This window comes from Kribbella sp. NPDC048837 (genome assembly GCF_055586945.1).
In genome coordinates this window covers 1-18,370 of record NZ_JBVJHF010000023.1, presented here as the reverse complement: position 1 = coordinate 18,370, position 18,370 = coordinate 1, and the positions used below count along the sequence as shown (strand labels likewise).

At 69.3% G+C, this 18,370-nt stretch carries 18 protein-coding genes; 11 read left to right on the top strand and 7 right to left on the bottom strand.

The genetic code is table 11. The features are described from left to right. The 4 genes from ACZ6O0_RS44150 to ACZ6O0_RS44135 all read right to left on the bottom strand — a co-directional run. On the bottom strand, positions 1-383 hold a 383-nt coding region (locus tag ACZ6O0_RS44150), incomplete at its 3' end, for a hypothetical protein (protein WP_465771120.1). Between the two features lie 61 nt (positions 384-444). Next, positions 445-1,377 carry a universal stress protein gene (locus tag ACZ6O0_RS44145; protein WP_465771119.1) on the bottom strand — a complete coding sequence of 311 codons (933 nt, stop codon included), beginning with the start codon at positions 1,375-1,377 and terminating at the stop codon, positions 445-447. Positions 1,378-1,409: 32 nt separating this feature from the next. Further along, entirely contained in the window at positions 1,410-2,285 is an 876-nt protein-coding gene (locus tag ACZ6O0_RS44140; RefSeq protein ID WP_465771121.1) for a universal stress protein, read from the bottom strand. A 5-nt stretch (positions 2,286-2,290) separates the two neighbouring features. Then, entirely contained in the window at positions 2,291-2,851 is a 561-nt protein-coding gene (locus ACZ6O0_RS44135) for a hypothetical protein (RefSeq protein WP_465771118.1), read from the bottom strand. Between the two features lie 203 nt (positions 2,852-3,054). Between ACZ6O0_RS44135 and ACZ6O0_RS44130 the strand changes: the two genes are divergently transcribed. From ACZ6O0_RS44130 to ACZ6O0_RS44120, 3 genes are all read left to right on the top strand, one after another. Beyond that, the gene (locus tag ACZ6O0_RS44130; protein WP_465771117.1) at positions 3,055-4,029 is read left to right on the top strand and encodes an Acg family FMN-binding oxidoreductase; all 975 of its coding nucleotides are present in this window, start codon (positions 3,055-3,057) and stop codon (positions 4,027-4,029) included. A 19-nt stretch (positions 4,030-4,048) separates the two neighbouring features. Then, complete coding sequence (locus ACZ6O0_RS44125; protein WP_465771116.1) at positions 4,049-4,924, top strand: universal stress protein; 876 nt, start codon at positions 4,049-4,051, stop codon at positions 4,922-4,924. Positions 4,925-5,120: 196 nt separating this feature from the next. Next, entirely contained in the window at positions 5,121-5,633 is a 513-nt protein-coding gene (locus tag ACZ6O0_RS44120; RefSeq protein WP_465771115.1) for a DUF1579 family protein, read from the top strand. Here ACZ6O0_RS44120 and ACZ6O0_RS44115 read toward each other — a convergent pair. From ACZ6O0_RS44115 to ACZ6O0_RS44105, 3 genes are read right to left on the bottom strand one after another with little or no spacing between them, the layout of a single operon-like run. Next, positions 5,630-6,472 carry a universal stress protein gene (locus ACZ6O0_RS44115; protein WP_465771114.1) on the bottom strand — a complete coding sequence of 281 codons (843 nt, stop codon included), beginning with the start codon at positions 6,470-6,472 and terminating at the stop codon, positions 5,630-5,632. The genes ACZ6O0_RS44120 and ACZ6O0_RS44115 overlap by 4 nt on opposite strands. Then, positions 6,469-6,939: a PEP/pyruvate-binding domain-containing protein gene (locus ACZ6O0_RS44110; protein ID WP_465771113.1), complete on the bottom strand. Its 471-nt coding sequence runs from the start codon at positions 6,937-6,939 to the stop codon at positions 6,469-6,471. Before ACZ6O0_RS44110 ends, ACZ6O0_RS44115 begins: the two co-directional genes overlap by 4 nt. Positions 6,940-6,971: 32 nt before the next feature. Continuing rightward, the gene (locus ACZ6O0_RS44105; RefSeq protein WP_465771112.1) at positions 6,972-8,408 is read right to left on the bottom strand and encodes a DUF4389 domain-containing protein; all 1,437 of its coding nucleotides are present in this window, start codon (positions 8,406-8,408) and stop codon (positions 6,972-6,974) included. 151 nt (positions 8,409-8,559) lie between these two features. Here ACZ6O0_RS44105 and ACZ6O0_RS44100 point away from each other — a divergent pair, with 151 nt between their 5' ends. The 8 genes from ACZ6O0_RS44100 to ACZ6O0_RS44065 all read left to right on the top strand — a co-directional run bounded on the left by ACZ6O0_RS44100 (position 8,560) and on the right by ACZ6O0_RS44065 (position 18,151). Beyond that, the gene (locus ACZ6O0_RS44100) at positions 8,560-8,862 is read left to right on the top strand and encodes a 2TM domain-containing protein (protein WP_465771111.1); all 303 of its coding nucleotides are present in this window, start codon (positions 8,560-8,562) and stop codon (positions 8,860-8,862) included. A gap of 174 nt (positions 8,863-9,036) precedes the next feature. Next, positions 9,037-10,290, top strand: coding sequence for an MFS transporter (locus tag ACZ6O0_RS44095; RefSeq protein WP_465771110.1), 1,254 nt, complete (start codon positions 9,037-9,039; stop codon positions 10,288-10,290). Continuing rightward, complete coding sequence (locus ACZ6O0_RS44090) at positions 10,287-13,970, top strand: nitrate reductase subunit alpha (protein ID WP_465771109.1); 3,684 nt, start codon at positions 10,287-10,289, stop codon at positions 13,968-13,970. Before ACZ6O0_RS44095 ends, ACZ6O0_RS44090 begins: the two co-directional genes overlap by 4 nt. Beyond that, positions 13,970-15,592: a nitrate reductase subunit beta gene (narH, locus tag ACZ6O0_RS44085; RefSeq protein ID WP_465771108.1), complete on the top strand. Its 1,623-nt coding sequence runs from the start codon at positions 13,970-13,972 to the stop codon at positions 15,590-15,592. The genes ACZ6O0_RS44090 and narH overlap by 1 nt, the downstream gene beginning before the upstream one ends. Further along, positions 15,589-16,269, top strand: a complete 681-nt coding sequence (narJ, locus tag ACZ6O0_RS44080; protein ID WP_465771107.1) for a nitrate reductase molybdenum cofactor assembly chaperone — start codon at positions 15,589-15,591, stop codon at positions 16,267-16,269. Before narH ends, narJ begins: the two co-directional genes overlap by 4 nt. Further along, positions 16,266-16,973: a respiratory nitrate reductase subunit gamma gene (narI, locus tag ACZ6O0_RS44075; protein ID WP_465771106.1), complete on the top strand. Its 708-nt coding sequence runs from the start codon at positions 16,266-16,268 to the stop codon at positions 16,971-16,973. The genes narJ and narI overlap by 4 nt, the downstream gene beginning before the upstream one ends. A 102-nt stretch (positions 16,974-17,075) precedes the next feature. Next, positions 17,076-17,558, top strand: a complete 483-nt coding sequence (locus ACZ6O0_RS44070) for a CBS domain-containing protein (RefSeq protein WP_465771105.1) — start codon at positions 17,076-17,078, stop codon at positions 17,556-17,558. A 5-nt stretch (positions 17,559-17,563) separates the two neighbouring features. Continuing rightward, positions 17,564-18,151, top strand: coding sequence for a CBS domain-containing protein (locus ACZ6O0_RS44065; protein WP_465771104.1), 588 nt, complete (start codon positions 17,564-17,566; stop codon positions 18,149-18,151). Positions 18,152-18,370: the final 219 nt, after the last annotated feature.

Genomic DNA, 18,370 nt, shown 5'->3' with positions numbered 1-18,370 from the left:
AACCCCAGCCTCCGCAACACCTTCGCCGCCGACCGCGCCGCCGACCCCGGCAACCGCCGCACCTTCGCGATCCGGGTATCGAACGTCGCCACCTCGAGACGCCTCGGCCGCCCGGCACCCGAGCGTGTCGCGCTGCCCAGCGCCCCCAGCCACTCACGGATGCCGACCTCGACCGGCATCACCACCTCACCCTGCCGCGTCGCGTCCTGCCGGGTCGAGACCCGGCTCATCGAAAACGCATGCGTCGGACCCCCGACCACCAGCAGCCGCACATCACCCGGGATGACAGCAGGCGCTTTGAACGCCGGCACGGTCTCGGCCGCAACACTCTCCCGCAGACCGTCACGGACCGCCCGCGCGATCCGCTCGGTGTTCCCGAACATCGACTCATACACCACCAGTGCACGAACACACCCGGACATCATCAATCCCTCCGATCAGTTCTCAATACGTCGGCACAACGAACCCGCCCCGCACGGCCGCCCGCCGATGCTCACGGTCCACCCGCTCGGTGACGCCCGAGTGATGAGGCACGATCGCGACCGGGCAGGTCATCGCGGCCACCGACCGGCGCGCCACCGGATCGGCCGGCAACCGGCCATCGTGCGACCCGACCACGACCAGCCCGACCTCGCCACTCTCATGCACCAGCGCCGCCGCCGGCGGACGACTGCTCAGGAACCGCGTCACCCGCACCCCCGGGAACCGGCTCGTCCACGGCGCCAGCGTCTCCGACAGCAGGTGGTCCGCCCGGCTGATCCAGGAGTGTTCCGGGTCGTCGTCGTTCCAGGCATGCTCGGCCGGCAGTCCCGCGTGCACCACGACCAGATCCGCCTCGCGGCCGGCCGCCATGCTGAACGCGAACTCGAGCGCCTCGGCCGACAGCGCCGTACCATCGATGCCGACGGCAACCTTGCGGCCCAGCAGCGACGGCTTCCACGACGCCGGTACCACCACCACCGGGCAGCCGGCCCGGCCGGCCAGCGTCAGACTCGCCTGGGTGTTGACCAGACGCTGCGGCCCCCGGCCACGCGTCCGCCCGACCACCAGCATCCGCGCCCTCCGCGCCGCATGCGCCAGCACCCGCAACCGCGACCCCTCACCGGCCACCGCGGCCAGCGCCAACGCATAACCATTGCGATGCCGGATATGCGCCACCGCCGCCCGCAACGCGTCATCGGCCAACTCGGCCGGCGCCTTCGGCGAATACCCCGCCATCACCGGCGAGAACGACCCGTGCGCCGAATACGGCGCCACCAGCACCAGCTCGGCACCGCAGCGCAGCGCCTCCGCGACGGCGTAGTCGACGATCCGCAGATTCTCCGCACTCCCGTCGACCTCGACCACCACCGGGCCGGTCCGAATCCAGGTACCCATCTGTCTCACCTTTCCGTTCTTCGTTCCGTCCGTCACGGCTCGCGAGTCGTCGGGACGACTGCCAGCGGGCACGTCGCGTGGTGCAGGACGCCACGGGTCACGGAGCCGAGCAGGAACGACGTCAGCATGGTGTGATGGCTGGGGCCGACGACCAGGAGCTGCGCATCGGACTCCGTGGCCGCCGTGATGATGCCGTCGACGGCATGGCCGCGGCGCACCTCGGTCTCCAGCCGCACGCCGGGATACCGCGGCGGCCATTCGGCGGCGACGTTCTGGAGGTGACGCTCGGCGTTCTCGGTCCATTCGGCGCTGACGCCGGCGACGTTCGTCGCGTCCCAGCTGTAGATGGCCGGCAGGTCCCAGACGTGGACCAGCCGCACGGCCAGTCCGCGCTCGGTCGCCGCCGCGATGGCGAACTCGATGACTGCCTGGTTGGTGTCGGAGTCGTCCACCGCGACGAGCACCGGACCGGAGTGGTCCGCGGGCTTCCACTGGTCGGGCACGATCACGACCGGCACCGTCGCCTTCGTCGCGACCGCCTCGGACGTGGACCCGATCAGCAGTCGCTGGAAGGTTCCCGTGCCCCGGCGGCCGACGACCAGCATCCGGCTGCCGGCCGCGAGTTCGGCCAGGGTCCGGGCCGGCGGGCCGACCCGGAGATCGGCCTCGTGGTCGAGCGCGCCGGGACTCTCGTCCAGATACTTCTGGACCTCGCCGACAAGCTCCACCGCGGAGTCGTCCACGATGTCCGGCTCCCAGCCCGGCGCGTGCCGGGGCTTGTCCTCGATCACGTGCACCGCCCGGAGGGGCTCGTGCCGGAGCAGCGACTCCAGCACGGCCCACTCCAGCGCGCCGGTGTCCCGCCAGGAGCCGTCGACCCCCACGTGGATGACCGGCCGGACGGTCATGGTGCTCACCGCAGCCAGGGGTACTTGCGGACGAAGTCCAGGCTGCTCCACCACTTACCCAGACCCCACACGTTGCCCGCAGCAACCAGCGCGAGGACGACGACCGTGATGGCGCCGACGATGTGGTCGTCCAGCACCGGGTTGTTGTCCGGCGGCAGGTACGCCGACCACATCAGCACGTACAGCAGCGCACCGGCACCGGCCGCGATCCGCATCCCGACGCCCAGGGTCAACGCCACACCGATCCCGGCCAGACCGATCATGAACAGCGGAGTGACCCACCAGTCACCGACCAGCGACTGGTAGAAGTCGGCCAGCGGCCCGTCGGTGCCCTTGCCCAGGAACCCGGCGGTCGGGTCGCCACCGTCGATCCAGCCCTTGCCGGACGGGGTCGCGTAACCGAGGCCGAACAACTTGTCGAAGAAGGCCCACAAGAACGTGAGCCCGTACACGATCCGCAGTACGGCGAGCGCGCGGCCGGCCATCGGCGTGATGATCGGGAGCTGATCGCCGCCCGGCTCCAGCGCGGGTGCCGGCAGGTGGCGCCGGTTCGGCGTGGTGGTCATGATGCGTTCCTTTCACTCGATTCGGACACTTCGATCGTCGGATCTGGCCCGCGCCGCGGTCAGGGCCGTTCTCACCTCACCACCACAAGCCGAACGTCCCGCCGATCCGGGACTCTTGCCGCTAGGCCCCCGCTGACACGCCGGCCCACGCTGGAACAGGCACGAGGTCCGTGCCGCGAGGAGGGCCACAGAACGGACCGCCGATGAAGACAACCTCCGTGCTGACCGACGACGAGGTGGGCATCCTGCTCACGGCCGCGGTACATGCGCCGTCGATCCACAACACGCAACCGTGGCGGTTCGAGGTCCACGGGCCGGTGATCGACGTGCTGCTCGACGCAGAGCGCATCCTGCTCGCCACGGATCCGGCCGGTCGCGCCGCGCGGATCGGCCTCGGAGCGGCCGTGTTCGGCATCCGGGTGGCAGCGGCGATGCTCGGCCATGAGTCGCGCGTCGTACCGGACCCCGATCCGCTCCATCCCGAACTGGCCGCCCGCATCTTCCTCGCGGCCCGCCAGGTACCGGTCCCCGGGCTCAGTGGGCTGTACGGCGAAGTCCGTCGGCGGCACACGTATCGCGGTCCGCTCCTGGACCGCGCCGTCTCACCGAAGATCCTGCGAACACTTGACGAAGCCGCGCAGTCCGAAGGTGCCCGGCTGCACTGGCTCGGCCACACCGAACTGACCCAGCTCGCCACCATCGCCCGGCGCACCGACGACAGCGACCTCCACGACGAGGATCGGCTGCACGAACGTCAGCGCTGGATCGGCGGAGAACGCTCGGGCGACGGGGTCGAGGACAGCACCCTCGGTCCACTGCCCACCGGACCGGCCTTCGTCCGGGATCTGTCGGCAGGCTTCGAAGGCACGCAGCGCGGCCAGGCCGTCTACGAGACGCATCCGGCCGTCGCCGTACTCAGTACGCCCGACGAGGACACCGGAGCCTGGGTCCGGGCCGGCCAGGCGCTGCAGCGCGTTCTGCTGGTGGCGACGTCGTACGACGTGACCGCGTCGTTCCTCAACCAGGTGCTGGAGCGTACTGCTCCGCGCTCACAGGTCCGGGAGCTGATCGGTGGCCGAGCCTGGCCGCAGATGGTGATCCGGATCGGCTACCCCGCTCAGCCCAACGGGCGGACGCCCCGGCGGGACTGGCGCGATTCCTTCGACCAGTGGTTCTGAACAGACAGGACGGTTGATCATGTCGTCACACTCCGGTCCGATCGTGGTCGGATACGACGGCTCACCAGGCAGCCAGGACGCGCTGCGCTGGGCCGCCGCCGAAGCCAGCCGGCAGATGGCAACGCTGAAGATCGTCGAAGCGTTCGAACTCGTCATCGTCTCGCGCCCCACCCCCGGACACGTCGTCCCGCTCGACGCCCTGCGGACCGCCCGGCAGAAAGGACTCGAAGCAGTCGCCGAGACCGTCCGCCTGCAGCATCCCGGACTCCCGGTCGAGACCAGCCTCGTCGGCGGCGGCGCCGTCAAAGCACTACTCGACGAAGCCGAACACGCCCGGCTCGTCGTCGTGGGATCACGCGGCCTCGGCGGCTGGAGCGGACTCATGGTCGGCTCCGTCGCCTCCCAAGTCACCACCCACGCCCTCTGCCCGGCCGTCGTCATCCCGCACGACCCACGACCGCACGCCCACCAAGGACCAACCGTCGTCGTCGGCGTCGACGGATCCAAAGCCTCGGCCCAGGCGATCGAATTCGCCTTCGACCAGGCCGAGGCCATGCACGCCGACCTGGTCGCGATCCACGCCTGGACCTCGCCCTTCCTCACCTACGCCGACGGCGCCTCCATGCTCCAGTTCGACGAGGACAAGATCCAGGACGAAGCCCGGCTGCTCGTCGCCGAGTCCGTCGCCGGCGCCGCCGCCGACCATCCCGACGTGCGATGGACCACCGAACTGGCCAGCGGCTCCGCCGCCCACGCCCTGACCCGCCGCACCGAATCCGCCGACCTGATCGTCGTCGGCTCCCGCGGCCGCGGAGGCTTCACCGGCCTCCTGCTCGGCTCCGTCGGCCAAAGCGTCCTGCACCACACCAAGTGCCCCATCGCCATCGTCCGGTGATCGCTCCCGCGATCGCGTCCTCAGGATCCGGCACCTCGCGCCCGCTGCGGCTGCGGCCGAACTACAGCTCCCAGCGGGACCTTCGGCCCTCCCGGCAGTAGCCGTCCACGGCTTGACTCGAACTGCCGGACTACGACCGGGAGGTGGTCGCTGGAGGTCATCTCCGCCGCCCACGGCAGATGACAGGAGGCGCGTGATGACATCAGCACCGGTAGCAGGCGTTCCGCTGCCGCTGCAGCCCGGTGAGGAGATGCAGCAGCTGGCCCGGTTCCACCGCGACGTGCGGTGGACCGGCACCATCCAGGCCGGCGGCATGGGACCCGGCAGCCCCGCGATGACCGCGACCGGCGAAGGCCGGCACCACACGATCCAGAACGGCCTGTGGATCGTCGGCGACTACCAGCAGGACCAGTTCCTCACCGACGGAACGTTCGTCCTCCACTGGCAGCTGCACTGGCTGGCCGGCTGGGATCCCCAGGCCGGCGAGTACCGCGCCTCGGTCGCCGACAACTACGGCCACCTAGAGATCCTGTCCGGCCACATCGACGGCGACCTCCTCACCTTCGAGAGCATCGGAAGTCCACCCGTCCGCCTGCGCCTGTCGTGGCAGGTCATCGACGACACGACCATGGCCTGGCGCAACGAAGTCTCCCTCCAAGGCGGTCCCTTCGAACTCGTCGAGCGGTACGTCTGCACCACCAGCACCTAGTCGTGCTTGCGGACGACGGCGACGGGTGAGTCTGCGTGGTGGAGGAGGCTCTGGCTGACGGAGCCGAGCAGCAGCCCGGTGACGCCGCCGCGGCCGCGGGAGCCGACGACCATCAGGGATGCGTCGGCGGAGAGGTCGACGAGTTGGGAGCTCGCCCGGCCTACGATCACCGAGGCTTGCGCCCGTACCGTCGGGTACTCGTTCCGGTACGGTGCGAGGCTCTCGGCCAGCCAGTTCTTCAGCAGTCCCTCGGTGCTCGCGATCGAATCGGCATGCTGATCCTGCGGATGCCAGCAGTACACGACCCGCAGCGGCTGACCGGACCGAGCCGCCTCCTCGAACCCGAAGGCCACTGCCTCGGCCGAGTCGTCCGAGCCATCGGTGCCCACGACCACAGGTCCGGTACGGCGTTCGCCGCGCACCACGACCACCGGGCACGGGGCCTTCGACGCGACCGACGTCGCCACCGAACCGAGCACGACGGCCGACATCTTGTTCCGCGACCGGGTCCCGACCACCACCATCTCGGCCTCCCCGGCCTCGCTCAGGATCGCAGGCGCGGCGGCGTCGCTCGCGAGCCATCCCGATCCACCCTCGTAGCCGAGCCGGTCCCGCGCGTACCGCACGGCGGCCTCGACCTCCTCCTCGTACTGGTCCAGCGGCATCGGCGGCGGAACGTAGCCCTCGACCCCCAGCGCCGGCCACCGGCTCAGCTCGTTCAGGTACGCCCGGACCACCCGGATCGCTATCCCGCGCTCGCCGGCCGCCTCCACGGCCCAGTGCAGCGCGAGCTGACTCTCCGGCGTGTCGTCGATCCCTACGAGGATGAACTTGTTCATCTAATGCTCCCTTGGCTGATGCGCCGGGCCCGAGCGACCCGGCGCGGACCTTCGATGGTCACCGCGGGCATCGCCCGCCGGCGGACCTCGACCACCGACAGACCGCCCGAGGCACCGTCCTTCGACCACTCGAGCTCGGTCGGACGCCCGAAATGCCGGTCGGCGGCGACGGAGCAGCGGCCGAGTTCCTCGATGTCCTCGTCGGTCAGCACCAGGGCGGCCCGCTCCCCCTGTGTGGTCGGAACTGTGCGGGTGCCGTGCGGATCGGCGTACACGGTCTTGGTCCGCTTGGCGCCGCGGTGTTTCACGATCAGCGGCCGGCTCCCCGGATGCACCGAGTACTGGTCGGCATCACCGGCGGGCGGCTCGCCCAGACCCCAGGCGGCGCGGATCCGTACGAACGTGTTCTCGCCGCGCGCCGTGCCCGAGCCGCCGAGGTCCGAGCGCACCATCCGCTGCACCGCCACGGGCATCACCCTTCAGCCGTTGTTCCACTCTCTCATTCGACCGGTGGTGCAGGGGTCCGCGGCAGAGTCGAAGGTCCCGGCATCGGCTGCCGGACGACCGCTACCACGACAATCAGCGTGCCGAGCAGGAGGAAGGCACCCGAGCTCGCGAGCACCGCGATCCACAGCCACTCCAGCGCGGGCGCCGTGGCGCCGGCGTCGGCCCGCACGCTCATGTTCCTGCTGCCGTCCGGCGCCATCACCACCAGCGTCCAGTCGCCGTTCTCGACCGGCCAGATGATCGTCTGCTCACCCGGCCCGGCGGCCTGGACCCGCCAGATCGTCAGCTCGGTCGGCGCTGTCGACGGCGCCGCGCCGACGTGGTCGTCGTACGTCGTGCGGTTCGGGCCGAGAGCCGTCACCGACGTGTACCCGACCCCGGTCAGATATCTGCGCACGTCGGCCGCGGAGGCGATGCCGACGAACACCGGGCCGCCACCGACCGTCGACACCCGCACCCGGGCCTCACCGAACCAGCGCTGCGGCACCGATGCCGATCCGGCATCGACCGTCAGCGTCTCGCTGGTCAACGCGTAGCCGGTCGTACTCAACGTCACCTTGTCCGAGGTCACGAAGCCCGCGGAATCGCGCCGGCCCTGATCGAGCCAGGCCAGCCCCGCCCCAACAGCGATTCCGACCACGGAGGCGAGGGTCACGAGGACGCCGGTGATCAACGCGATGGTCCGCCCGGCCGACATCCGCGGCTCGGGCTCACGCGGTGGTGGGGCGGCCGGGCGTCGGTCGAGGGGCCGCTCGTTCAATTGCGTCGTACCGGGGTCGTCACCGCCCATGTCGAGGCGGAACGGCGGGTACTGGTCGACCATCAAGGCGGCGTACGCCGCGACCCGCAGCGCCCAGCGGTCCATGCCGAGCACCAGGTCGAAGACCGACCGCGGATACCGGCCGGTGAACAGCAGCACGACCGCCGCGACCAGGACCAGAAGACCGACCAGGCCCGCACCCCACACCAGCGTGCGGTGGTCCGCCTGGGTGGCGAACCAGGTGCCGCTGCCGAGGAAGAAGCCGACCACGATGTAGTGCGGGATCGCGAGCAGCCACCACTTCACCAGCACCAGCCCACGGGACAGGTGCTCCGGGTAGGCAACGTCGAGATGCGCCGGGTACTCCGGTACGTCGTGCAACGTGAACGGCGGGTACTTGTCCGTGCCGAGAGCGCCGTACGCATAGAACTGCACCCGCCACGTCCATCGCAGAACCCCGACATTGAACTCGAAGATCCCTCGTGGGTAGCGCCCGGTGAACAAGATGGCGAAGAACGCCACGAAGCTCAGCAGGACGAACCCGATCCACAACACCGCCAGCACGAACAGGTGCGGGATCACCAGCACCCACTTCACCAGCCACAACCACCGATTCAGCCGGTCGTCGAGCGCCCCGTCCACCCGGACCGGATACGTCGTCGTACTCATGACGTCCTCCCATCACTCGTCCTTCGGTGCCAGCGTCGGACGGTGGTGGTTCGGGCAGCAGAGCCGAAGGTCCTGCCCATCGCGCGCCTTGGTGCTCTGTCCGGACACCCGGCGCCGGCAGACGGTGGAAGTGATGAGCAAGGAGGCAGTCATGGACGAGAAGACACTCGTCGACCGGACCGATCCGTTGCGGCCCGAGGATCAATTGCGCGAGCAGGCGGTGGAGGAACTCCGCAAACGGCGTGAACTCGCCGGGCATGTCCTCGCCTACCTGACGGTGAACACCTTCCTGGTGGTCATCTGGTACCTCACGGGTGCGGGATTCTTCTGGCCCGCCTTCCCGCTGTTCGGCTGGGGAATCGGCTTGATGTTCCACGCGTGGGACGTGCTGTGGCCGCAGCCGAGCGAGACCGCGGTCCGCAACACCATGGAGCGCATCGCGCGCCGCAGGTGACCACCCACCCCGGAGCCGGCCCCACCCGGGACCGGCTCCGGGGACCAGGGCTGTCCGGTCCAGCCTGCGCGGGCGCGCTGGGCCGTTCGGCGCGATCCAGCGGGACCCTTGGCCCTGGACTGGTCCGTCGGGCCGCGTGACGATCGAAGCCTGACTTCGGTGCGAGGAGTTGCGATGAGCGCGAGGGACGTCGATCGTCCGGTGGAGCGGACCCAGCGACGGCCGTGGGTGATGCTGGCCGTCGCCACCGTGGGGTTCGCGGTGAACTTCTGGGCCTGGGCTCTGCTCAGTCCGCTGGGGCCGCTGTTCCGGACTCAAGGGACGCTCGGACGGCTGTCCGAGTCCGATGTCGCGCTGCTGGTCGCCGTGCCGGTGCTGGTGGGCTCGCTCGGGCGCATCCCGGTCGGGGCCCTGACCGACCGGTTCGGCGGGCGGGTGATGTTCCCGCTGGTCACCGCGGCGACCATCCTGCCGATCCTGTTCATCGGCTTCTTCGGGCTCGACTCGTACGGCGCGCTCCTGGTGGGCGGCTTCTTCCTCGGGATCGGCGGCACCGCCTTCGCGGTCGGCGTACCGTTCGTCAGCGCGTGGTTCCCGCCGGAGCGCCGTGGTCTCGCGGTCGGCATCTTCGGCGCGGGCATGGGCGGTACGGCGATCAGCGCACTGACCACCGTGAAGCTGTACAGCAACGCCGGCCACCGTGTCCCGTTCCTGATCACGGCCGGCGCACTGGCCGCGTACGCCGTACTCGCGTGGCTCGTCCTGCGGGACGCACCGAACCGGCGCCCGGCACAGGGCTCGTTCCTGGCCCGGCTGGTCTCGAACGCCAAGCTCCCGATCAGCTGGCAGGCCTGCATCCTCTACGCCGTGGCCTTCGGCGGCTACGTGGCCTTCTCGGTCTACCTGCCGTCGTACCTGAAGACCGCCTACGACCTCAGCGCCGCCGACGCGGCCAACCGGATGGCCGGCTTCGTGATCGTCGCCGTCGTGATGCGCCCGGTCGGTGGCTGGCTGTCGGACCGGTTCGGACCGGTGCCCGTCCTCGCCGCGTGCTACGCGATCGTCGTCGTGGGCGCGGCGGTCGCCGCCACCACACCGTTGCTCGAGCACATCGGGACGGCGGCCTTCCTGTCGATGGCGGCCGCGCTGGGCGGCGGCAGCGGGGCGACGTTCGCACTCGTTGCCAAGGTCACCGATCCGGCCCGGGTCGGCGGCGTGACCGGACTCGTCGGTGCGGCCGGCGGACTGGGCGGCTTCGTGCCGCCGCTGATCATGGGCTACGTCTACGGCCACACCGACTCGTACGGGATCGGTCTGGCGTTGCTGTCCGTGACCGCGGCCTTGACCTTGCTGCTGACCGTGACCATCGTGAGAAGGACCGCGAACCAGACGCGCAACCAGCACTCGATCAGCGAGGCGACTGCATGAACACTGGGGATCGTCCACCGACCACCACCGAGATCGGGCTGGACGGCGGTCTCAGCGAGGCGCTGGTGCGGACTCGCCGCTACTTCACCAAGGGCAGGGTGTCCGACGATCTGCGCACCCTGGACAAGGTCGGCGGCCGGGGCGCCGACGACTTCTATCGGGATCGCTGGAGCCACGACAAGGTCGTCCGCTCCACCCACGGCGTCAACTGCACGGGTTCGTGCTCGTGGAAGGTGTACGTCAAGGACGGCATCATCACGTGGGAGACCCAGCAGACCGACTACCCGTCGGTCGGCCCCGACAAGCCCGAGTACGAGCCCCGCGGTTGTCCGCGGGGAGCGGCGTTCTCCTGGTACACCTACTCCCCCACCCGCATCCGTTACCCCTACATCCGCGGCGTCCTGCTCCAGCTGTATCGCGAGGCCAAGGCCCAGTACGGCGATCCGGTGGCCGCGTGGGCACACATTGTCGACAATCCGGCGCTCGCACAAAAGTACAAAGCCGCCCGCGGCAAAGGCGGGCTCGTCCGGGCGACCTGGGACGAGGCGACCGAGCTCATCGCCGCCGCCTACGTGCACACGCTGAAGAAGTGGGGCCCGGACCGGATCGCCGGGTTCTCGCCGATCCCGGCGATGTCGATGGTGTCGCACGCGTCCGGTGCCCGGTTCACCTCGCTGATCGGCGGCACGATGCTGTCGTTCTACGACTGGTACGCCGATCTCCCGGTGGCCTCACCACAGGTGTTCGGCGACCAGACCGACGTCCCCGAGTCCGGGGACTGGTGGGACGCCGGCTACCTGATCATGTGGGGCTCGAACCTGCCGGTGACGCGGACGCCGGACGCGCACTGGATGGCCGAGGCCCGGTATCGCGGGCAGAAGGTCGTCGCGGTGGCTCCGGACTACGCCGACAACGTGAAGTTCGCCGACGAATGGTTGCCTGCGGCACCTGGTACGGACGGTGCGCTCGCGATGGCGATGGGCCATGTCATCCTCAAGGAGTTCTTCGTCGACCGCGAGACGCCGTACTTCACCCGCTACGCCAAGACCTACACGGATCTGCCGTACCTGGTCCGGCTCGACGAGGCCGACGGCGCCTACCGCCCCGGCAAGTTCCTCACCGCGGCCGACCTGCGGGGCTTCGCGGGCGAGGAGAACGCGGCGTTCAAGACCGTGGTCCTCGACTCGGCCACCGGTGAGGCTGTGGTGCCGAACGGATCCCTCGGTCACCGCTTCGGCGAATCCGGCCAAGGCAAATGGAATCTCGACCTGGGCTCGACCGATCCGCTGCTCTCGCTGACCGGCGACCAGTCCGTCCGCGTCCGGCTCCCGCGTTTCGACTCCGAGGACGGCGACCTCGAACGCGGCGTCCCGGTCCGCCGGATCGACGGCCACCTCGTCACGACGGTCTATGACCTGATGCTTGCGCAGTACGGCGTCGCACGCCCGGGACTCCCCGGCGAATGGCCGACGTCGTACGACGACCTCGCGCCGTACACGCCCGCGTGGCAGGAAGGCATCACCGGTGTCCCGGCGGCGACCGCCGCGCGGATCGCACGGGAGTTCGCGCAGAACGCCGAGGACTCGAACGGGCGATCCATGATCGTGATGGGCGCCGGGACCAATCACTGGTTCCACTCCGACACCATCTACCGCGCCTTCCTCGCGTTGACGACACTCACCGGTTGCCAAGGGGTCAACGGCGGCGGCTGGGCCCATTACGTCGGTCAGGAGAAGTGCCGGCCGATCACCGGGTGGGCACAGCTCGCGTTCGGTCTGGACTGGTCGCGGCCGCCGCGGCAGATGATCCAGACGGCGTACTGGTACCTGCACACCGACCAGTTCCGGTACGACCATTTCGGCGCCGACACGCTGGCTGCGAAGACCGGAGAAGGGCAGCTCGCCGGGAAGACCACCGCGGACCTGATCGCGCTCAGCGCGCGACTCGGCTGGATGCCGTCGTACCCGACCTTCAACCGCAACCCCCACGACCTCGCCGACGAAGCGCGGGCGGCAGGTCGCCCGGTCGCCGAGCACATCGTCGACCAGCTCACGACCGGCGCACTCCGCTTCGCGTGCGAGGACCCGGACGCCCCCGAGAACTTCCCGCGGATCCTCTCGGTCTGGCGGGCCAACCTGCTCGGCTCGTCCGCCAAGGGCAACGAGTACTTCCTCGAGCACCTGCTCGGCGCCGGCTCCTCGCTGCGCGCCAGCGAGGGCAGCCGTCCGCAGGACGTCGAATGGCATGACGAGGCACCCCGGGGAAAGCTCGATCTGCTGCTGTCACTGGACTTCCGGCAGACGAGTACCACGCTCTTCTCGGACGTCGTGCTGCCCGCGGCGACCTGGTACGAGAAGCACGATCTCAACACCACCGACATGCACCCGTTCGTGCACTCGTTCAACCCCGCGATCGCCCCGCCGTGGCAGACGCGCACCGACTGGGACGCGTGGCAGACGATCGCGGAGAAGTTCAGCGAGCTCGCCCAGGAGCATCTCGGGACACGTCGCGACGTCGTCGCCGTACCACTGCTGCACGACACACCCGACGAGCTGGCGAATCCGCACGGCATCGTCCGCGACTGGAAGGCGGGCGAGTGCGACCCGATCCCCGGCGTCACGATGCCGAAGATCGTCGAGGTCGAACGCGACTACGGTGCCGTGGCCGCCAAGATGTCGGCCCTCGGACCGCTGATGGACAAGCTCGGCGCGACGACGAAGGGCGTCACGTACGACGTGACCGGGTCGGTGGACTACCTCCGGGCGAAGAACGGCGCGATCCGCGGCGGCCCGGCTGACGGCCGGCCGTCGCTGCGACGTGACATCCACGCCTGTGAGGCGATCCTGGCGCTGTCCGGTACGACGAACGGCCACCTCGCCACCGAGGGGTTCAAGACACTGGAGACCCGGGTCGGCAAACCGCTGCACGACCTCGCCGCCGAGCACGAGGGCAAGCAGATCACCTTCGCCGACACCCAAGCCGCGCCGGTGCCCGTCATCACGTCCCCCGAGTGGTCGGGCTCGGAGTCCGGCGGCCGGAGGTACTCGCCGTTCACCATCAACGTCGAGCGGCTCAAGCCCTGGCACACGCTGACGGGCCGGCAGCACTTCTTCCTCGACCACGACTGGATGGCCGAGCTCGGCGAGCACCTGCCCGTCTACCGGCCGCCGCTGGACATGGGCGCACTGTTCGCGGAACCGGCGATCGGCTCGGTCACCGAGCACGGCGTGACGGTTCGCTACCTGACTCCGCACAACAAGTGGTCGATCCACTCCGAGTACCAGGACAACCTGTTCATGCTGTCGCTGTCGCGCGGCGGGCAGACGATCTGGATGAGCGACCAGGACGCCGCCAAGGTCGGGATCGCGGACAACGACTGGATCGAGGCGGTGAACCGCAACGGTGTCGTGGTGGCGCGGGCGATCGTGTCGCACCGGATGCCCGAGGGCACGGTCTACATGCATCACGCGCAGGACCGGCTGATCGACGTACCGATCGCGGAGACGTCGAAGAAGCGCGGCGGGATCCACAACTCGCTCACCCGGCTGCTGATCAAGCCGACGCATCTGGTCGGCGGGTACGCCCAGCTGTCCTTCGCCTTCAACTATCTCGGCCCGACCGGCAACCAACGCGACGAGGTCACCGTGATCCGGCGGCGCTCGCAGGAGGTGACCTACTGATGCGAGTCATGGCGCAGATGGCGATGGTGATGAACCTCGACAAGTGCATCGGCTGTCACACCTGCTCGGTCACTTGCAAGCAGGCGTGGACGAATCGGACCGGCACCGAATACGTCTGGTTCAACAACGTCGAGACCCGGCCCGGCCAGGGTTACCCGCGGACGTACGAGGACCAGGAGACCTGGAAGGGCGGCTGGACCCTCACCAAGCGCGGCCGGCTCACGCTGAAGGCCGGTGGCCGGCTGAAGAAGCTGCTGACCATCTTCTCGAACCCGAAGATGCCGTCCATCCAGGACTACTACGAGCCCTGGACCTACGACTACGCCACGCTCACCGATGCCCCCGCCCAGCAGCACACTCCGGTCGCGCGGCCGAAGTCACTGATCTCCGGGCAGAACATGAAGGTGTCCTGGTCGGCCAACTGGGATGACGACCTCGGTGGCTCCGCGGCGACGGCCGAACGCGACCCGGTGCTGAAGAAGATCGGCGACAAGGTCAAGTTCGAGTTCGAGCAGACCTTCATGTTCTACCTCCCCCGGATCTGTGAACACTGCCTGAACCCGTCGTGCGCCGCGTCCTGTCCGAGTGGCGCGATCTACAAACGCACCGAGGACGGCATCGTCCTGGTCGATCAGGACCGCTGCCGCGGCTGGCGCATGTGCATCTCCGGCTGCCCGTACAAGAAGGTCTACTTCAACCACCGCACCGGCAAGGCGGAGAAGTGCACCTTCTGCTTCCCCCGCGTCGAGGTCGGGCTGCCGACCGTCTGCTCCGAGACGTGCGTCGGCCGCCTGCGCTACCTCGGCCTGATGCTGTACGACGCCGACAAGGTGCTGGCCGCCGCGTCGACACCGGACGAGCACGGCCTCTACGAAGCCCAGCGAGACGTGTTCCTCGATCCCTCGGACCCCGACGTACGACGGGAAGCAGAGCGAGCCGGGATCCCGCACGACTGGGTCGAGGCGGCTCAACGGTCGCCGGTGTACGCGTTGATCAACCGCTACAAGGTGGCGCTGCCGCTGCATCCGGAGTACCGGACGTTGCCGATGGTCTGGTACATCCCACCGCTGTCGCCGGTCGTCGATGTGGTGCGCGAGACCGGTGAGGACGCTGAGAAGCGGGAGAACCTGTTCGCCGCCATCGACGCGCTGCGGATCCCGATCGAGTACCTGGCCGAGCTCTTCACCGCCGGGGATGTGGGGCCGGTCGACCTGGTGCTGCGCAAGCTCGCCGCGATGCGCTCGTACATGCGTGACATCAACCTCGGTCGCGACCCCGACGGCGGCATCCCGCGCGCGGTCGGCATGACCGAGGAGGACATGTACGACATGTACCGGCTGCTCGCGCTGGCCAAGTACGACGAGCGCTACGTGATCCCGGCCGCGCACACCGAGCAGGCGCACGCACTCGAGGAGATCGCTTGCTCACTCGACTACGAAGGTGGTCCGGGCATGGGCGGATCGGGTCCGTTCGGCGAGGGCTCCGGGACACCGACTCCCCTGGCCGTCGAGAACTTCCACCTGCTGAAGGACCGGCAGACCGCCGACCGCGTCAATCTGCTGAACTGGGACGGACAGGGCAAACCGGACGGCCTCTTCCCACCGAAGGCCGATCAGCCATGAGGTATCCGGACCCGCAGCTGCCACCTCGCGACCTCACCATCGCGTGGCAGGCCGCGTCGCTGCTCCTCGACTACCCGGACGACACACTGCCACCGCGGTTGCACCTCCTTCAGCAGGCGGCGGCCGAACTCCCCCGGGTCGTCGGAGATCCGCTGCGCGCCACCACTCAAGCGCTCGCATCCAACGATCTGCCGGTCTTGCAGCAGCAGTACGTCGACACGTTCGACAACCGCCGGCGGCACAATCTCTACCTGACGTACTTCGCCCACGGGGACACCAGGCGTCGCGGAGTCGCGCTGTTGCGCTTCAAGCAGACCTACCTGCGGTCCGGCTTCGTGCTCGACGACAGCGAGCTGCCCGACCACCTCTGCGTGGTGCTGGAGTACGCGGCAACTGTTGACCAGAAGCTCGGCTGGCGGTTGCTGCTCGATCACCGCGCGGGACTCGAGTTGCTCCGGCTGGCCCTCGCCGACGCCGGGTCCGCCTGGCACGGCGCCGTACAGGCGGTCACCGCGACGCTTCCACCGCTCGGCGGCGACGAACGGGCCGCGATCGACCGGCTGGCCGCCGAAGGCCCACCGCAGGAGGAGGTCGGACTCACGCCGTACGCGACCCCGGCCTTCGATCCGGCGACGCAACTGTTGCCGATGCCAACGTTCCCCGGAGCACGCCGATGAACGAGATCCTCTGGGTGGTCTTCCCCTACATCTGCCTGACGGTCTTCGTGGTCGGGCACTTCTGGCGGTACCGGTACGACAAGTTCGGCTGGACCACCCGGTCGTCGCAGCTGTACGAGAACCGGCTGCTGCGGTGGGGCAGCCCGCTGTTCCACTTCGGCATCCTCGGCGTGTTCCTCGGACACGTCATCGGCCTCGGCGTACCCAAGTCCTGGACGGAGGCCGTCGGCGTCTCCGAAGGCCTCTACCACTTCCTCGCCGTCTCGATCGGCGCGATCGCCGGCTTCGCCACGGTGGCCGGCCTGGCCATCCTCATCTACCGCCGCCGCACGGTCGGACCAGTCTTCTCGGCGACCACCCGGATGGACAAGGTCATGTACCTGTTCCTGGCCACCGTGATCGTCCTCGGCCTGGTGAACACCGTGGTCGCGAACATCTTCGGTCACTACGACTACCGCGACGGGGTCTCCGTCTGGTTCCGCGGCCTCTTCCGCTTCGACCTGCACCCGGAGCTGATGGCCGAAGCACCCTTGACGTTCCAGCTCCACGGGCTCGTCGCGGTCGCCCTCTTCGCCCTGTGGCCCTTCACCCGCCTCGTGCACGTCTTCAGCGCACCCCTGGGCTACCTCACCCGCCCCTACATCGTCTACCGCAGCCGCTCCCCCCAGACGTCCACCCACTCCCCCCGCCGCGGTTGGGACTGACGGCCGCGATCTGTGGGTCGAATGGCACCAGCCAGGTCGCGTCCGAGCTGCGAGGTTGGAGGTTAGACGACGAAGCAGCCGCGACACGCAGAGGTGAGGGCGATGAGGATCCGCGAGGCGATGACCACCCCGGCCGTGACCGTGGGGACGCAGTCCTCGACCGGGGCGGCCTTGCGGTTGATGCACGAGGAGCAGCTCAGCTCGATCCCCGTCGTCGACGATCGTGGCGCGCTGATCGGAATCATCAGCGAAACAGAGCTCGTCCGCGACAGGGCTCTGGCCGGCGACCGAGTCCCGGCCGCGGCCGGCCGCGGCCCCGGTACGGCGCCGTCGCGCCGGGTCGGCGACGCGCTGACGCACCGCGTCGTCACCGTCGGCCCGGACGACACCATTGACGCGGCCATCGGCCTCATGCGGTCGACGAGGTCGGAGCACCTGCCGGTCGTCGACCAGGCACGAGTGGTCGGAACGGTCGGCCGCAGTGACCTGATCCGGCTGATCCGCGGGCCCGGCCGCTGCTGCGAGCTCGAGGTCTCGGCCGGGACGGCAGGCATGGACGCGGCAACCACGGGCCGGTCGAGGTGATCACGATGTTGATCCGGGATCTGATGACCGCACCCGCGGTCACCGTGACGGCGGAGACACCGGTCGGCGTGGCGCTGCGGCTCCTCGACGATCGAAAGATCACCGCCATGCCCGTCGTCGACGCGACCGGCGTCCTCGTCGGCATCGTCAGCGAGGCCGACCTCGTCCAGGACGCCGCCCCGCTGGACGACCACGCGCCGAGGACCGCCGTCCGGACGACCACCGACACGCCACCACGCCGCATCGCCGACGTGATGAACCACCTGGTGGTCACCGTCCACGCCGACGACGACCTGGACATCGCGATCGACCTGATGGCCTCGACGATGATGAAGAGCCTGCCGGTGCTGGATCACGCCCGCGTCATCGGCATGATCAGCCGCAGCGACATCGTCCACCTCCTGGCCGGCCGTGACGAACGCATCCGCGCCGAGGTGCAGGAGATCATCCAGGCCGAGAACCCGGACTGGCAGGTCGACGTCCACGACGGCGTCGTCACAGTCACCGGCCCGGCCGACCCACGCGAACGCAACCTCGCCGGCGTCCTGGCCGGCACCGTCCGCGGCGTCGTCGCCGTCCGCAGCGGTTGCTGATGGCAACTTCGTGGCCGCCGCGACCACCTCCCGGTCGCCCCACCGGGTGACGATCGCCGCGGATGGTGCTGGTGGCCGAAGGTTTCCATCCTCCGTGGCAGTCCGTATGGTGGGGGCCGTGGCAGAGGACTCGGGGGCGGGGCGGGGAGGCTGGGACGAGGGGGCGTTGGAGTTCTCCGGGTTGTCCCGGGTGCGTCTGGATGCGCTGTTGCAGGAGTT

Coding starts and splice junctions, on each gene's coding strand:
- narJ (WP_465771107.1), top strand. CDS start 15,589: ATGAGGTATCCGGACCCGCAGCTGCCACCTCGCGACCTCACCATCGCG.
- ACZ6O0_RS44090 (WP_465771109.1), top strand. CDS start 10,287: ATGAACACTGGGGATCGTCCACCGACCACCACCGAGATCGGGCTGGAC.
- ACZ6O0_RS44105 (WP_465771112.1), bottom strand. CDS start 8,408: ATGAGTACGACGACGTATCCGGTCCGGGTGGACGGGGCGCTCGACGAC.
- ACZ6O0_RS44120 (WP_465771115.1), top strand. CDS start 5,121: ATGACATCAGCACCGGTAGCAGGCGTTCCGCTGCCGCTGCAGCCCGGT.
- ACZ6O0_RS44070 (WP_465771105.1), top strand. CDS start 17,076: ATGAGGATCCGCGAGGCGATGACCACCCCGGCCGTGACCGTGGGGACG.
- ACZ6O0_RS44145 (WP_465771119.1), bottom strand. CDS start 1,377: ATGGGTACCTGGATTCGGACCGGCCCGGTGGTGGTCGAGGTCGACGGG.
- narI (WP_465771106.1), top strand. CDS start 16,266: ATGAACGAGATCCTCTGGGTGGTCTTCCCCTACATCTGCCTGACGGTC.
- ACZ6O0_RS44115 (WP_465771114.1), bottom strand. CDS start 6,472: ATGAACAAGTTCATCCTCGTAGGGATCGACGACACGCCGGAGAGTCAG.
- ACZ6O0_RS44095 (WP_465771110.1), top strand. CDS start 9,037: ATGAGCGCGAGGGACGTCGATCGTCCGGTGGAGCGGACCCAGCGACGG.
- narH (WP_465771108.1), top strand. CDS start 13,970: ATGCGAGTCATGGCGCAGATGGCGATGGTGATGAACCTCGACAAGTGC.
- ACZ6O0_RS44140 (WP_465771121.1), bottom strand. CDS start 2,285: ATGACCGTCCGGCCGGTCATCCACGTGGGGGTCGACGGCTCCTGGCGG.
- ACZ6O0_RS44130 (WP_465771117.1), top strand. CDS start 3,055: ATGAAGACAACCTCCGTGCTGACCGACGACGAGGTGGGCATCCTGCTC.
- ACZ6O0_RS44135 (WP_465771118.1), bottom strand. CDS start 2,851: ATGACCACCACGCCGAACCGGCGCCACCTGCCGGCACCCGCGCTGGAG.
- ACZ6O0_RS44065 (WP_465771104.1), top strand. CDS start 17,564: ATGTTGATCCGGGATCTGATGACCGCACCCGCGGTCACCGTGACGGCG.
- ACZ6O0_RS44125 (WP_465771116.1), top strand. CDS start 4,049: ATGTCGTCACACTCCGGTCCGATCGTGGTCGGATACGACGGCTCACCA.
- ACZ6O0_RS44100 (WP_465771111.1), top strand. CDS start 8,560: ATGGACGAGAAGACACTCGTCGACCGGACCGATCCGTTGCGGCCCGAG.